The sequence below is a fragment of the Variovorax sp. VaC1 genome (genome assembly GCF_043658315.1).
Taxonomy (GTDB): Bacteria; Pseudomonadota; Gammaproteobacteria; order Burkholderiales; family Burkholderiaceae_C; genus Variovorax.
The window spans coordinates 78,996-92,996 of the sequence record NZ_JBIGLT010000002.1; the positions used below are offsets into that span (position 1 = coordinate 78,996).

Below are 14,001 nucleotides of genomic sequence, written 5' to 3' on the forward strand. Positions count from 1 at the left end.
CCGGGTCACTTCACACGTTGCTGCGGAGCTTCAGCGGCCCACGGTCGACCAGACCGCGGCCCGGCAACCGGGCTGGTCGCGCGGATGCAGCACATTGCAGTTCTGCAGCGCGAGCCTTTGCATGTCGCTGAGCCGTGGCGCATTGCGCTGCGGCGGCGCTTCCCAGCGCGGCCCGTAAGGATCGGGCTGCCATTGGGGTGCCGGCACCGGGACCGGCACGGGCACATAGCGCTCCGGTGCCTCGCCCCAGCCATAGCGGCGGTCGTACTCGCGCCGCTCGTAGCGGCCACTGCGGTTGTTCTGCAGCTGCCACATGCAGCTGTTGAAGTCGACGCCCGAACGGCCGCTCGCGCAATACCTGCGGTCGCTTTCGTACACGTCGATGTCGCGCTGGGCGAAAGCGCTGATGGCGTTCAAACCCAGGAAGGCCAGGAGAACCAGTTTTTTCATAGATCGGACCACAGGTTCGTTGATGAAGGGCAGCCAGGCCGAAGCCGCTGCGATGCCTGTATTTTGCCCTTGTGAATTCGTGAGCAGGCACAAGGATTCATCGCACCGCCGCCCGGATGATTTCAGGCGCCGGATTCACTCCTTGCCCCACCGCCACTTCGGCGGCTCGCCCTTGAGCCAGCAGATGGCCACGAGAACCGCGCTCAGGCCCACGACGGCCAGAAAGAAGGTGAAGGGCGCGCGGTCGGGCCGAATGCGCCACACCGCCACGCCCAGCAGCGCGAAGTAGCCGAGCATCACGGCCCAACCCTCCCAGCGCGTCGGTACGCCCCAACCCCAGCCATAGCGCTTGGCGGGAAACCAATAGTCTTTCGGCGTGCGAGATGTCATGGGAAATTCCGGCCGGTTCAACATGCGCACAGGGTAGCGCCAGCGGCGCGCGCGTGGGTTCATAAAGCCTTCAGATGCCGGGGAACCGCGCGGTCTCTTACCTGCGGTTTCATCGCCGCGTCACAGCCTGAATTCAGACTCGGCGGCTCCTCCTGCCTCGAAAACCCGAACACGGCGGCCAGCCATCTGCTGGCCGTTGTCGTGTCTGCTCTCATGAAATCCGCTTCCCTGCCTTCTTCTCTTTCCACGCCCCTCGTGTCTTCCCTCGCGCTCGCAACGGCCCTGCTCGCCAGTTGCGGCGGTGGCTCTGGCAGCGGCGTGTCGTTCATCGGTTTTCCCACGGCCCCTGCAACGCCCGTGGCCTCCGTGCCGCCTGCCGAACCCGCACCTGAACCCGCGGCCCCGGAACCGGCGGCCAAGCCCGGCCGCTGGACCGTGGGCGATCTGCACATCCACACCATCCAGTCGAACGACACGCAGCAGGTCTCTACGCTGGACCAGGTGCTGGCGCTGGCCTTCGACCGCTTCGGGCTCGACTGGGCCGCCCTCTCGAACCATCTGCGCGAGTCTTCCTACGACAACGACGGCAACACGCTCCCCGCGGCGATCTCGTTCCCGCGGTTCGACAGCAACGGCAATCCGCTTCCGTCGGTGATCGCTTTTTCAACGGGCATGGCGCTGTACGAAGTGCCGCGCATCAAGGCACTGCAGGCCAGCGGCAAGTACGCGGACAAGACGATCTTCTCGTCCTTCGAGTGGGACATGCCCACGCACGACCACGGCAACGTCGGCATCCTGACCGACAACCCGATGTCCGACGCCGCGCTCAAGGCCGTGAGCCAGTTCGAATACCTCTTCACCACCCGCGACCCGGCGATGTTCCCGGCCAGCGACGTGGCGGCGTGGAACGCGAAGGACGCACGGGCCAACGCCACCCATGAAGACGTGCTCAAGGCCATTGCCTGGCTCAAGAAGAACTATCCCGACACGAGCTACCTGCAGATCAACCATCCGTCGCGCAATCCGGGCAAGTACACGGTCGCCCAGTTGCGCGAGATGAACGACGCCGCACCCAACATCGTCTTCTCGCTCGAAGGCATGGTCGGCAACCAGATGGAAGGCAACCGGGGCGGCTACGTCAGCGACTACATTCCGGCCAACCTGCCCTCGCGCACCTACGGCGGCGTCGACTACCTCGTCGCCAAGCTCGGCGGCACCTGGGACGCGCTGCTGTCCGAAGGCCGGCGCATCTGGAACGTGGCGGATTCGGACTACCACTTCACGACCGCCAAGGGCCTCTTCGCCAGCGGCTATGCGCCCGGCGAGTACGCCAAGAACCACCTGTGGGGCGACATCAAGGACCCGAAGTCGCTGCTCGTAGCCTTCCGCGCGGGCAAGCTCTTCGCGGTCAACGGCGACCTGATCGACGCGCTCGACTTCAAGGTGCAGAGCGCGAAAGCCACCGGCGAGATGGGCTCGGAAGTGGCAGCCAACGCGGGCGAAGACCTGAAGATCACCATTCGCTTCAAGAGCCCCGAGCGCAACAACTTCGAGTACCAGCTCGGCAGCGGCATCTACGCCAACGTGAAGCCGGTGGTCGACCACGTCGACCTGATCGCCGGTGACGTGACCGGCCCCGAAACCCCGGGCACACCGGGCTACTCGCGCGCCACCAACCCATCGACCCGCGTGCTCAAGCGCTTCACGCGCGCCGACTGGAAGCTCGACGCCGACGGCTACTTCGCGGTCAGCTACACCGTGAAGGCCGGCCGCAACCAGTACTTCCGCCTGCGAGGCACCAACCTGGGGACGGACGTGCCGAACGAGACATCGAACGGCGAGCCGCTGCCCGATACCGAGCTGACGGTGGGCGCTGAACCAGTCAAGGGTTTCAACGCCATCAATGCCCGCAACTACGCCGACCTGTGGTTCTACTCGAACCCGGTTTTCGTGAAGGTCGCCGCGCTGTAGCCTGTCGATCCGCCCGGGCTTCCCTCTCCCCTTGCGCCGCGCCTCACGACATGACACGCCCGCCGGCGACATCGAGCGTCACGCCAGTGATCCACGCCGAGGCAGACGACAGCAGGAACAGCGTGGCGGCGGCCACGTCATCGGGATGCCCGAGGCGGCCCAGCGGAAAGGCGGCGCGCATCCGCTGTTGCTGCTCCTCGGGCATCGATGTGCGGGTGCGCTCGGTCAACACGGCGGAGGGCGAAACGCAATTGACGCGGATGCCGCTCGGTCCCAATTCCTGCGCCAGATGGCGCGTCAGCATGATCACGCCTGCCTTGGCGGCGCCATAGGCCGCGGGCGCACCAGAGGCGATTCGTCCGCCGGCGGAAGCCATCGTGACGATACTTCCCGCTCCACGATCGAGCATTGCCGGAAGGAATGCTCTGAGGGCCAGAAAGGTCGACGTGAGGTTGTTGTCGATGCTTGATCGCCAATCGGATTCGCTGATCTGAACAAAGGGGACCGGTCTTCCCGTTCCACCTCCTGCGAAGGACACGACGAAGTCCGGGACACCCAGTCGTGCAAGGACACGATCGCGCATGGCTTCGACCGCTGAAGCTTGCGCGCAATCGGCGGGGGCAGCCATCGCTTCGCCCCCCATGGCGTGCACCGCTGCAACGGTGGTATCCATCGCCGCTTCGTCACGGCCATTGACAGCCACCTTCACGCCGTTCCTTGCAAGCGCCAGGCAGGTTGCGGCCCCGATTCCACGAGAGCCACCTGTCACGAGCGCGATCTTCCCCTCCAGGTCTGGATAGATGGGAAGGCTGGACGATTGCGTAGGCATGGTGGGCTTTCTGAAGCTGCGTTGCCGCCACTTTGCGTCCGACCTAGACTAAAAACAAATCATGAATATTCGCCACGGGTATCAATATTCTTATGTCTCACCTGCTCTACCTGCGGACCTTCCTGAGCGTCTACCGGCACAGCTCGATCTCGCGCGCCGCCGAAAAACTTCACCTGACGCAACCTGCGGTGTCCCGGCACATCAAGGTTCTCGAAGGTCGTCTCGGTTATCGCCTGTTCGAGCGTTTGCCGCGCGGTCTGTTGTCTACGCCGGCCGGCAATGAACTGGAGCGAAGAATTGCCTCTCACCTGGATGCGCTCGAGCAGATCGTCGGCTTGTCTGAAGGCCAAGGCGAAGCGCTTGCAGGGGTGGTGCGCGCCGGTACGAGCAGCGGTTTTTCCCGGCTCGTGCTCTCGGCCCTTTCATCGTTGCCGAACTACGGCGTCCGGCTCGATCTGCGCACGGCGCCACCTCCAACGCTCCTCGCCGCGCTGGTGGACAACGACATCGATCTCGCAGTGACACTCGCGCGAATTCCACACCGGGCGATCGAATACGACCTGCTCCACGAGAGTCCGTTGCTGCTTGTCTGTGCACCGCGCTGGCGCGATCGGCTCACCAGGACCGCAGCGCCTCGCGGCATACCGTTGATCGATCTGCAAGGCCCTGCGCCGGCGCTGGCGGGCTACTGGCGCGCGGCATTCGGCGAAGCCCCGGCCGCACCTTCGGCGATCGTTCCCGACTACCAGGCGGCGCTCGATGCCACTGTGGAGGGTGTCGGTATTTCCGTCATTCCCGAGTGCCTGTGCTTCGATCACCTGCAGACCGGCCGCGTGATCAGCCAGCCCACACGTGCAAGGATCCCGGTACCGCTCTATGCGGCGTACAGCAAGGCGGCCCGCGAAAATGCGCGCTTGCGCACTTGCCATTCCCTGCTCACGGAAGCTGCGGGGGGCTGGCTCACTCGAAGCACCCGCTGAAGGATCGCGCAAAGGGCGATCCAGACGGCTGCGTCAAAGCGCCCGTGCTTGCCGCCGTCTACATGCCGTGAGTGCTTCACCCCATAGAAATTGAACCGCCCAGCGCGGACCGCAGGACGGCATGAGGCCGCGCCGGTGATCGTCGTCCGAAGCGTGAGATCGACAGCCGATGCGGCTCCCGCACGAAGCAACGGTCGCGCACAGTCGCGGTGCATCTGTGCAGATTGCCATTCCGCAGTTGTGTTTCAGCGCGCTCGCCCGCGTCCGCAGTAGTGGCGCCGACACGGCGATGCACTTCATTGGGCATCAGCCGTGCATCAGGGAATCTACGGATATATGATTCCCCGGATGGTCTTGATTGCGTGCAGTTTTTGTATACAAATAACGCACTCGAAAAGCCGGCGCGAAATTTGCGTCAAAACGGGTCCCCAAACCCCACTTAACTCGCACGAGGAAAGACCATGAGCACAGTCGTCAGCCAGGCCCCCACGGGGGCAAGCGAAGCCGGCATTGCGCCGCACGCCGAATCGAACGCCCTCATCAAGCCCGGCTACGACCCGCGCCTGACCAACGAAGACCTCGCCCCGCTCAAGAAGCAGACCTGGGGCCAATACAACATCTTTGCGTTCTGGATGTCCGACGTGCACAGCGTGGGCGGCTACATCACGGCCGGCAGCCTGTTCGCACTGGGCCTGTCGAGCTGGCAGGTGCTGGTGTCGCTGCTGGTGGGCATCGTCATCGTGCAGTTCTTCTGCAACCTCGTGGCCAAGCCCAGCCAGGTGACGGGCGTGCCCTACCCGGTGGTGTGCCGCGCGCCCTTCGGCGTGCTGGGCGCCAACATCCCGGCCATCATCCGCGGGCTGATCGCGGTGGCCTGGTACGGCGTGCAGACGTACCTTGCGTCGGCGGCCTTCATGGTGCTGGCGCTGCACATGGCCCCGGGCCTGGCGCCGTATGCCGATGTGGCGCAGTACGGCTTCGTCGGCCTCTCGGCGCTCGGCTGGGTCGCGTTCATGGTCATGTGGGTGCTGCAGGCCTTCGTGTTCTGGCACGGCATGGAAGCCATCCGCAAGTTCATCGACTGGGCCGGCCCGGCCGTGTACGTGGTGATGGCCGTGCTGTGCGGCTGGCTGGTGTGGAAGGCCGGCTGGAGCAAGATCGACCTGAACCTGGGCGGCATCAAGTTCCAGGGCTGGGACGCGCTGCCGGTGATGCTCTCGGCCATCGCGCTGGTGGTGAGCTACTTCAGCGGCCCGATGCTCAACTTCGGCGACTTCTCGCGCTACGGCAAGAGCTTCGACGCGGTGAAGAAGGGCAACTTCTGGGGCCTGCCGGTCAACTTCGTGTTCTTCTCGCTGCTGACCGTCATCACCACGGCCGCCACGCTGCCGGTGTTCGGCGAGCTCATCACCGACCCGGTGCACACCGTGGGCAAGATCGACAGCACCACCGCCGTGGTGCTGGGCGCGCTGACCTTCATGATTGCCACCATCGGCATCAACATCGTGGCCAACTTCGTGTCGCCGGCCTTCGACTTCTCGAACGTGGCGCCACAGCACATCAGCTGGCGCACGGGCGGCATGATCGCCGCCGTGGGCTCGGTGTTTCTCACGCCCTGGAACCTTTACAACAGCCCCGAGGTCATCCACTACACGCTCGACGTGCTGGGTTCGTTCATCGGCCCGCTGTTCGGCATCCTGATTGCCGACTACTACTTCGTGCGCAAGCAGCGCATCGACGTGGACGCGCTCTACACCATGAGCCCCAAGGGCGAGTACTGGTACAGCGGCGGCTACAACCCGAAGGCGATCCAGGCCCTGGTGCCGTCGGCCGTGGTGCCGATCCTGTGCGTGATGGTGCCGACGCTGCGCGGTGCCGCCAACTATGCGTGGTTCATCGGCATGGGCCTGGGCCTTGTCCTGTACGTGCTGCTGAACCGAAACAACAAGACCTGAAACACTGATAGAGAAAGAAAGGGACCGCGCCGTGCGCATCAAGATCATCAACCCCAACACCACCTGGAGCATGACCGAGAAGATCGGTGCCTGCGCCCGCGCGGTGGCGCACGCCGGCACCGAGATCATTGCCGTGAGCCCGGCCATGGGGCCGGTCTCCATCGAGAGCCATTACGACGAGGCACTGGCCGTGCCGGGGTTGCTGCAGGAGATCGCGGCGGGCGAGCGCGACGGCGTCGACGGCTACGTGATCGCCTGCTTCGGCGACCCGGGCCTGAAGGCCGCCCGCGAACTCGCGCGCGGCCCGGTCGTGGGCATCGCCGAAGCCGCGATGCACCTGGCCAGCATGATCGGCAGCCGCTTCAGCGTGGTGACCACGTTGGGCCGCACCATCGGCCAGGCCTGGCACCTGGCCGAGATCTACGGCATGGAACGCTTCTGTGCCAACGTGCGAGCCTGCGAACTGCCCGTGCTCGAACTCGAAGAGCCGGGCTCGCGCGCACGCGAACGCATCGTCGAAGAATGCCGGCGCGCACTCGACGAAGACGGCTCCGACTGCATCGTGCTCGGCTGCGCCGGCATGACCGACCTGTGCGAGCACATCAGCGAACTGCTCGGCGTGCCGGTGATCGACGGCGTGGCCGCGGGCACCAAGCTCATCGAATCGCTGGTTGCCCTGAAGCTGCAGACCAGCAAGCGCGGCGAACTCGCGCGGCCCCTGCCCAAGACGATGAAGGGCGCGCTCGAAGGCTTCACCCTCGCCGGGTGATACGGGCGGCGCCACAGCCACAACCGCTCGCTGGGCCACAATCTGCGCATGCCCCGCGCCAGCTCCAAATCTCCCGCCGCCCCTGCAACCGCCGTTCCGGCAGAGAACGGCGCGACAGCCGCATCGGCTGCGGCCGACAAGAACAGCTCCATCGAGAGCATCGCGAACGACATCGCCACCGCGATCGTCGAGAAGCGCCTGCCGCCCGGCACCTGGCTGCGTGAAGAGGCGCTGGGCCGCGTCTACTCGGTGAGCCGCACCAAGGTGCGCGCGGCCCTGCTGATGCTGTCGAAAGACAAGCTCATCGAGATGATTCCCGACAAGGGCGCCTTCGTCTGCCAGCCTTCGGTGGAGGAGGCGCGCGAAGTGTTCACGGTGCGCCGCATCCTCGAAAGCGAGGTGGTGCGCCTGTTCATCGCCAATGCACGGCCGCGCGACTACCAGGTGCTCGAGCAGCACATCAAGTTCGAGCGCACCGCGCTGCGCCAGACCACCACCACGGGCACTGTGCGCGAAAAGCTGCTGGGCGACTTCCACGTGGCGCTGGCCGAGGCCACGGGCAACAAGACGCTGGCCGAACTGGTGCGCGAGCTGGTGGCGCGCAGCTCGCTGATCGCGATGCTCTATCACTCGTCGAACGATCCGCACTGCTCGTCCGACGAGCACGCCGAGTTCCTGCGCATCTGCCGCAAGGGCGACGTCGAAGGCGCGGTGACCAGCATGATCGATCACCTGGAGCGCATCGAGGCCAGCCTCGAGCTGGGCACCGACAAGCCCGACCGGCAGCTCGACCTGGTCAAGGCGCTGCTGGCCTGACGCCACGCCCTCGCGACGCCACGGCCGGCGGGCCGGTGCGACTGTCACAGAACCGCGTCATGCTGCTGCCCGGACAGGCTCCGCGTTCTTTCTTCTTGCGGATGCGCCACCGACGAACATCCCAACAGCATGCCCCGGCACATTCGGCCCAGCGACACCCCTGCCTCTCATCCCGCGGTTCACCCTGTTTTCCAGCCCATCGTGGACCTGCGCCAGGGAACGATCTTCGGCCATGAAGCCCTGATTCGCGGCCCCGCCGGCACCCCGCTCCACTGTCCCCAGGCACTGCTCGCGCAAGCTGCCGGCGAGTCGCGGCTGATCGAGTTCGAGCTGCATTGCGTGGAAGTCATCTTCACGCATTGGGGCCAGTTGCCCAAGCCGGGACGGCTCTTCGTGAACATGAGCGCCGACGCGCTGGTCGCGGCCATGGGCGGCGTGGGCGCGGCCTGCTGGCTCGAACGCATGCTCGCGCGCTGCGACATCTCGGCCCGCGACGTGACAGTGGAACTCACCGAGCAACGCGCGGCCGTCAACCCCGAGGCGCTGCGACAGGCCGTCAAGTCGCTGCACGCGCTGGGTGCACTCGTCGCGCTCGACGATTTCGGCGAAGGCCACTCGAACCTGCGGCGCTGGAAAGACCTGCAACCCGATTTCGTGAAGATCGACAAGCTGCTGACCCAAGGCATCGCGAGCAGCCCGCAGAGCGTGGCGCTGGTGCGCGCCATCGTCGGCCTCGGCAATGCACTGGGCACCGAGCTGGTGGCCGAGGGCGTGGAAGACGCCAAGGATCTGCGCGTGCTGCGCGACCTCGGCATCGCCCATGGCCAGGGCTACCTGTTCGGCCGGCCGGCGCCCGCGCTGCAGCCATCGCTGCCCGAGCCCGTGACGGCCGCCATCCACGACGCCCGCATCGCGGTGATGCCGCATGCCTCGCAGCCGTCGCAGCCCAACGTGCTGCGCGGCCTGTCGGTCATCCAGGCGCCGGCGCTGAGCCCGCAGACGCCGATCGACGAGGTCTCGGCCATCTTCCAGAAGCACCCCGACCTGCACGCGCTGGCGGTGGTCGAGCAGGGGCGTCCCGTGGCGCTGATCAACCGGCAGTCGTTCATGAACGACTACGCGAGGATGTACTTTCGCGAGGTGCACGGGCGCCGCCCCTGCCTGTTGTACGGCAGCCTCTCGCCGCGCATCGTGGAGCGCGAGGAGAACGTCGAGAGCCTGCTCGGCATCCTGATGTCGGAAGACCAGCGCTACCTGAGCGAAGGCTTCATCGTCACGGAGAAGAAGCGCTACGCGGGCCTGGGCACCGGCGACCAGCTGGTGCGCGCCGTGACCGAGGCGCGCATCGAGGCCGCGCGGCACGCCAACCCGCTGACCTTTTTACCGGGCAACATCCCCATCAACATCCATATTGCGCGCCTGCTCGAGGGCCGCGCCGACTTTGTCGCCTGCTATGCGGACCTGAACAACTTCAAGGTGTTCAACGATCACTACGGCTACTGGCGCGGCGACGAGATGATTCTGCTGCTCGCGCGCCTGGCGACGCAGCACGCCAACCCGCACCGCGATTTCGTCGGCCACATCGGCGGCGACGACTTCCTGGTGCTGTACCAAAGCCCCGACTGGCAGCAGCGCTGCACGCAGTTGATCGAGGACTTCAACCGGCAGGCACCCGGCCTCTACGACGAGGCCGACAGGCTGGCGGGCGGCGTCGAAGGGGAAGACCGGCAGGGCGCGATGCGCTTCACGCCCTGCGCCACGCTTTCCATCGGCGCGGTGCGCATTCCGCCGGACATGTTCAGGCACGCCGAAGATGTGGCCAGCGAGGCCGCCATCGCCAAGCACGAGGCCAAGCACACCGCGTCGGGCCTCACGGTGCGCGAGCCCCGGCCGCGCACATAGCCGTCCACATCACCGGGCACGCAAAGCACCCGGCCGGATTCGGGTTTTTCCGAGTCCGGATTGTTGCATAAGTTGTATACAGTTTGGCGTACACAATGAGATGTGCGCCATGGCAATACCGTGCCGCGCAGCCTCTCCCCTCGCAGCAGCAGGAGACAACGATGACGGGCGATACCCTTTCCTCAGCAGTTCACCCCGTGGACGAGCGCCTGCCTTCGGGCAAGCTCGCGGCCCTCGGCCTGCAGCACGTGCTGGTGATGTACGCGGGCGCCGTCGCGGTGCCGCTCATCGTCGGCCGCGCGCTCAAGCTCTCGCCCGACGAAGTCGCGCTGCTGATCTCGGCCGACCTGTTCTGCTGCGGCATCGCCACGCTGATCCAGGCGCTGGGCGCCACGCAGTGGTTCGGCATCAAGCTGCCGGTGATGATGGGCGTGACCTTCGCATCGGTCGCGCCCATGGTGGCCATGGCCAACGCCAACCCCGGACAGAACGGCGCGCAACTGCTGTTCGGCTCCATCATCGGTGCGGGCGTGGTGTCGATCATGATCGCGCCGCTCGTGAGCCGCATGCTGCGCTTCTTTCCGCCGGTGGTCACCGGCACCATCATCGCGGTCATCGGCATCAGCCTGATGCGCGTGGGCATCAACTGGATCTTCGGCAACCCCGTGGGTCCGACGGCCCCCGCGCTGGTCGACCCGGTCTATGCGAAGTGGCTGGCCGAGGTCACCTCGCCGGGCAGCTCGATTCCCGCAGTGCCCAAGGGCTTCGCGATCATGCCCACCGTGCCCAACCCCAAGTACGCCGACCTCTCGGGCTTCGGCGTGGCCGCGCTGGTGCTGGTGTCGATCCTGCTCATCGTGAAGTACGCCAAGGGCTTCATCGCCAACATCTCGGTGCTGCTGGGCATCGTGATCGGTGCGGTGGTGGCCTCGCTCACCGGGCTCATGACCTACGAGAAGGTCGGCAAGGCGGCCTGGGTCGACATCGTGCTGCCCTTCCACTTCGGCATGCCGCAGTTCGACCCGATCCTGATCTTGACGATGACGCTCATCATGATCGTGGTGATGATCGAATCCACCGGCATGTTCCTCGCCCTCGGCGAGATGACGGGCCGCAAGATCGACCAGAAAGACCTGGCCCGCGGCCTGCGCACCGACGGCCTGGGCACGCTGATCGGCGGCATATTCAACACCTTCCCCTACACCAGCTTCTCGCAGAACGTGGGCCTGGTGGCCGTCACCGGCATCAAGAGCCGCTATGTGTGCGTGGCTGGCGGCGTGATCCTGATGGTGCTGGGCCTGCTGCCGAAGATGGCCGCGCTGGTCGAGTCGCTGCCCACCGTGGTGCTCGGCGGCGCGGGCTTGGTGATGTTCGGCATGGTGGCCGCCACCGGCATCCGCATCCTCTCGGGCGTGGACTTCAAGACCAACCGCCACAACGCGATGATCGTCGCCGTATCCATCGGTATCGGCATGATTCCGCTGATCGCACCCAACTTCAAGCAGTGGATGCCGCATGCCATTCACTCGCTGATCGAGTCGGGCATTCTGCTGGCGTCGATTGCCGCCGTGCTGCTGAACCTGTTCCTCAATGGCGCGAAGCACGACGAGCAAGCGGTGATTGCGGCGGCCAAGCAGGCCGAGGCGCATTGACCGTGCTCTCCCCAGGCTGCCGGCGCTGCGTGCCACTTCTCCTTTCCCCTTGACGGGGGCCACACCAGCGGCCTGGCAAAGCTGGTTCTGCGGCGTTCTGAATGACTACCCGAAGACCAGCATCGACAGCTTCTGGTTGCGCCGCGGTGAACTCGTGCGATCTCGCCCGGTGAGGGACGCGGGATCAACAGGTTGGGTCTGCTTTTTTCATCTCGCCAATCTTGAAGGCTGTGCGCGACGATGGACCCAATTTGAGCGAAGCCTCCGATGCATGCGAATTCGCAACACCTGTGAATTTTGCGCATTCGCTCAGGCCGATTTCCCGAGGATGCCGCCAGTTCACCATTGTTCGCAGTGTGCATTGCAAGAGTGCGCCAGACTTTTGAGCTTCCGCTTGTCACCGAAGCTCTGCACGTGCCGCAAACCCTCTCCATTGCCAGCGAAGCCATTCCGTTGATTCTGGGCCGCCCGGCCCTTCATCCCGTCCGACTTGCAGGTCATGAGGGCATGAGCAGTTTGTTCACGTACGAACTTCTGCTCAAGACACCCGACTCACTGAACCTGATGTATTCGGCGTCGGCCTTCCAGCCCGGAGGGTGGTATTCGATCTCGCGGTACGCTGCGCTGTCGGCCGTCTTGTAGGCACCCATGGCATCGCTCAAGATGAGGCGATGCTTGCCCTCGGCATGTTCGAAGTGATAGCTCAGCCCCCATTCTTCGCAGAGGCGGCTGAAGAAGTCGAAGTCGGACTCGTTGTACTGCGTCTGGAAGTCCCGGACAGGGTACGTGTCGAACAGACGCTTGTCGACTGGAAAGGAATAGTCGGCCAGCGGCTTTGTCCCCCACAGCCATCTCACAAGCGGCCAATACAGTACCCGCGACTACGACTACACCCGACCTCGGGCCGACCTGAGCGCGGGCCGCAAGGACCCAAGGTCCACGGGGCAAGCAGGGGGTGAGGTCTATCAATGGCACGCCCCGCATGCAGGCAGTCACTACGCTCAACCCCGAGCCGGCACATCCGAGGTCAACGACCCTCAAGGCGAAAGCAGGCTGCTGGCTCTGTTGAGGATGCAGGCGCTGCGTACGCACGGCGAACGCGCCCAGGCCAGCGGCAATCTTCGAGGGATGATTCCCGGCTGCACCTTCAAGTTGAAGGAACACCCTCGCCAAAAGGCCAACGCCGAATACCTTGTCCTTGATACGCACCTTGTCATCGAAGACATCGCGCAGGACAGCCAGAACAAAGACGCGGCGCAAGAGCGATCATCAACACAGCTCGCTGAGCCTCGGCCACATCACCCGCATCGAAGACAATGCGGGCCGCAAGGATGCCAGAGGCGAAGGGTTTGAGCTTCGCACCGACGGACATGGCGCAATTCGCGCGAAAGATGGGTTGCTGATCACAACCGAAGCGCGGATCAACGCTCTCCGGCACGCCAAGGATCTTGGCGAGACAGCGATGCGGCTGACCCGAGCCCGCGAGCAACACGAGAACCTCGCAGAAGCTGCCCAGTTGGCCCGCGCGCAAGACACCGGCATGCAACTGTATTGGCGCTGGCGACTGATGCACGCGGGCAATGTGGCGAAGCTCCCGAGCTACCAGCAGGCCAGCGCACAGGATCGCATCGACATGCGTGAAAGCGACGCCGATTTCTCATCCGACATGGCCGCGGCGCTATGGCAGGAAAAAACCGAATCCGCTCTCACGCAAACAGAACCGCTGGCTGCCGCAATATCCGGCCTCTCTGAAGCGCAGAAAGACTTCTTGCGCATCCACGCAGAGTTTGCGCAAGGCGCCCCGGCAAGCAAGCTGCCGCTTGCCATCGATCAATTCTTCGACCAGTTGGTGCACGACTCGCATGCGTCTTTCTACATGGTCGGTCCAGTCACTGCTTTCGATCGCAAAGAGAAGATCAAGCAGATTGAGAAAAAGGTCGAAGCCAACCGGCGGTTCATCGCGCGTGTCAAGGAAACAAGCGCGGCGCTTATCCTGCCACCGGGCGCAGTGCGTCAGCCAATGCCACCGATGGATGAAACGCGATCACTGTCCGAACTGGAGCGGCGGGTATGGGAGTACCAGAAGACGCATCCCGGCGAATTCCCTCTGCTTTCCGACGCCGATCGCGCACAGCTGCTGGCGATGGAAGACATCGTGACCAGCGGCGCCGTGCGCCTTGTGACGAACAAGACACGGCGGGAGCTGGGTGGTCACGTGCGCTACCGACGCGTGTTCGACAGAAGCTGAACCTGTCCCTCAATGGCGCGAAGCACGACGAGCAAGCGG

General features: G+C 64.8%; 12 protein-coding genes and 1 pseudogene. 9 read left to right on the plus strand and 4 right to left on the minus strand.

Annotated features, from left to right (window positions below; all coding sequences use genetic code 11):
• Positions 1 to 30 precede the first annotated feature (30 nt).
• Both ACGLHS_RS07345 and ACGLHS_RS07350 read right to left on the minus strand, forming a co-directional pair.
• On the minus strand, positions 31 to 450 hold the full coding sequence (locus tag ACGLHS_RS07345) for a hypothetical protein (RefSeq protein ID WP_093238552.1): 420 nt from the start codon (positions 448 to 450) through the stop codon (positions 31 to 33).
• Positions 451 to 585: 135 nt separating this feature from the next.
• Positions 586 to 840: a hypothetical protein gene (locus tag ACGLHS_RS07350; RefSeq protein ID WP_394478334.1), complete on the minus strand. Its 255-nt coding sequence runs from the start codon at positions 838 to 840 to the stop codon at positions 586 to 588.
• Positions 841 to 1,053: 213 nt separating this feature from the next.
• Between ACGLHS_RS07350 and ACGLHS_RS07355 the strand changes: the two genes are divergently transcribed.
• Positions 1,054 to 2,811 carry an S-layer protein gene (locus ACGLHS_RS07355; protein ID WP_394478336.1) on the plus strand — a complete coding sequence of 586 codons (1,758 nt, stop codon included), beginning with the start codon at positions 1,054 to 1,056 and terminating at the stop codon, positions 2,809 to 2,811.
• Between the two features lie 43 nt (positions 2,812 to 2,854).
• Here the strand turns inward: ACGLHS_RS07355 and ACGLHS_RS07360 are convergent, their stop codons facing one another.
• A complete protein-coding gene (locus ACGLHS_RS07360) occupies positions 2,855 to 3,640 on the minus strand; it encodes an SDR family NAD(P)-dependent oxidoreductase (RefSeq protein WP_394478338.1) in 786 nt (261 codons plus the stop codon).
• A 92-nt stretch (positions 3,641 to 3,732) separates the two neighbouring features.
• On the opposite strand from ACGLHS_RS07360, the gene ACGLHS_RS07365 reads away from it, so the two are divergent.
• The 6 genes from ACGLHS_RS07365 (at position 3,733) to ACGLHS_RS07390 (ending at position 11,714) form a co-directional block, all read left to right on the plus strand.
• The gene (locus ACGLHS_RS07365; protein ID WP_394478341.1) at positions 3,733 to 4,620 is read left to right on the plus strand and encodes a LysR family transcriptional regulator; all 888 of its coding nucleotides are present in this window, start codon (positions 3,733 to 3,735) and stop codon (positions 4,618 to 4,620) included.
• Between the two features lie 461 nt (positions 4,621 to 5,081).
• Positions 5,082 to 6,575: an NCS1 family nucleobase:cation symporter-1 gene (locus tag ACGLHS_RS07370; protein WP_394478343.1), complete on the plus strand. Its 1,494-nt coding sequence runs from the start codon at positions 5,082 to 5,084 to the stop codon at positions 6,573 to 6,575.
• A gap of 31 nt (positions 6,576 to 6,606) precedes the next feature.
• Positions 6,607 to 7,344, plus strand: coding sequence for an aspartate/glutamate racemase family protein (locus ACGLHS_RS07375; RefSeq protein WP_394478345.1), 738 nt, complete (start codon positions 6,607 to 6,609; stop codon positions 7,342 to 7,344).
• Positions 7,345 to 7,392: 48 nt separating this feature from the next.
• A complete protein-coding gene (locus tag ACGLHS_RS07380; RefSeq protein WP_394478347.1) occupies positions 7,393 to 8,160 on the plus strand; it encodes a GntR family transcriptional regulator in 768 nt (255 codons plus the stop codon).
• A gap of 129 nt (positions 8,161 to 8,289) precedes the next feature.
• Positions 8,290 to 10,062, plus strand: coding sequence for an EAL domain-containing protein (locus ACGLHS_RS07385; protein WP_394478349.1), 1,773 nt, complete (start codon positions 8,290 to 8,292; stop codon positions 10,060 to 10,062).
• Positions 10,063 to 10,223: 161 nt separating this feature from the next.
• Complete coding sequence (locus ACGLHS_RS07390; RefSeq protein WP_093238538.1) at positions 10,224 to 11,714, plus strand: nucleobase:cation symporter-2 family protein; 1,491 nt, start codon at positions 10,224 to 10,226, stop codon at positions 11,712 to 11,714.
• Between the two features lie 497 nt (positions 11,715 to 12,211).
• Here ACGLHS_RS07390 and ACGLHS_RS07395 read toward each other — a convergent pair whose 3' ends face one another.
• Positions 12,212 to 12,571 (minus strand): contractile injection system protein, VgrG/Pvc8 family, encoded by a 360-nt coding sequence (locus tag ACGLHS_RS07395; RefSeq protein WP_394478352.1) that lies wholly within the window; start codon positions 12,569 to 12,571, stop codon positions 12,212 to 12,214.
• Between the two features lie 34 nt (positions 12,572 to 12,605).
• Between ACGLHS_RS07395 and ACGLHS_RS07400 the strand changes: the two are divergent.
• Positions 12,606 to 12,878 (plus strand): annotated as a pseudogene (locus ACGLHS_RS07400) (contractile injection system protein, VgrG/Pvc8 family); the annotation flags it as partial.
• Between the two features lie 46 nt (positions 12,879 to 12,924).
• The gene (locus ACGLHS_RS07405; protein WP_394478354.1) at positions 12,925 to 13,962 is read left to right on the plus strand and encodes a type VI secretion system Vgr family protein; all 1,038 of its coding nucleotides are present in this window, start codon (positions 12,925 to 12,927) and stop codon (positions 13,960 to 13,962) included.
• Positions 13,963 to 14,001 lie beyond the last annotated feature (39 nt).

What these genes read in the sequence shown, in the direction of transcription:
- ACGLHS_RS07345 (WP_093238552.1), bottom strand. Translation starts at nt 450, where the DNA reads ATGAAAAAACTGGTTCTCCTGGCCTTCCTGGGTTTGAACGCCATCAGC.
- ACGLHS_RS07350 (WP_394478334.1), bottom strand. Translation starts at nt 840, where the DNA reads ATGACATCTCGCACGCCGAAAGACTATTGGTTTCCCGCCAAGCGCTAT.
- ACGLHS_RS07355 (WP_394478336.1), top strand. Translation starts at nt 1,054, where the DNA reads ATGAAATCCGCTTCCCTGCCTTCTTCTCTTTCCACGCCCCTCGTGTCT.
- ACGLHS_RS07360 (WP_394478338.1), bottom strand. Translation starts at nt 3,640, where the DNA reads ATGCCTACGCAATCGTCCAGCCTTCCCATCTATCCAGACCTGGAGGGG.
- ACGLHS_RS07365 (WP_394478341.1), top strand. Translation starts at nt 3,733, where the DNA reads ATGTCTCACCTGCTCTACCTGCGGACCTTCCTGAGCGTCTACCGGCAC.
- ACGLHS_RS07370 (WP_394478343.1), top strand. Translation starts at nt 5,082, where the DNA reads ATGAGCACAGTCGTCAGCCAGGCCCCCACGGGGGCAAGCGAAGCCGGC.
- ACGLHS_RS07380 (WP_394478347.1), top strand. Translation starts at nt 7,393, where the DNA reads ATGCCCCGCGCCAGCTCCAAATCTCCCGCCGCCCCTGCAACCGCCGTT.
- ACGLHS_RS07385 (WP_394478349.1), top strand. Translation starts at nt 8,290, where the DNA reads ATGCCCCGGCACATTCGGCCCAGCGACACCCCTGCCTCTCATCCCGCG.
- ACGLHS_RS07390 (WP_093238538.1), top strand. Translation starts at nt 10,224, where the DNA reads ATGACGGGCGATACCCTTTCCTCAGCAGTTCACCCCGTGGACGAGCGC.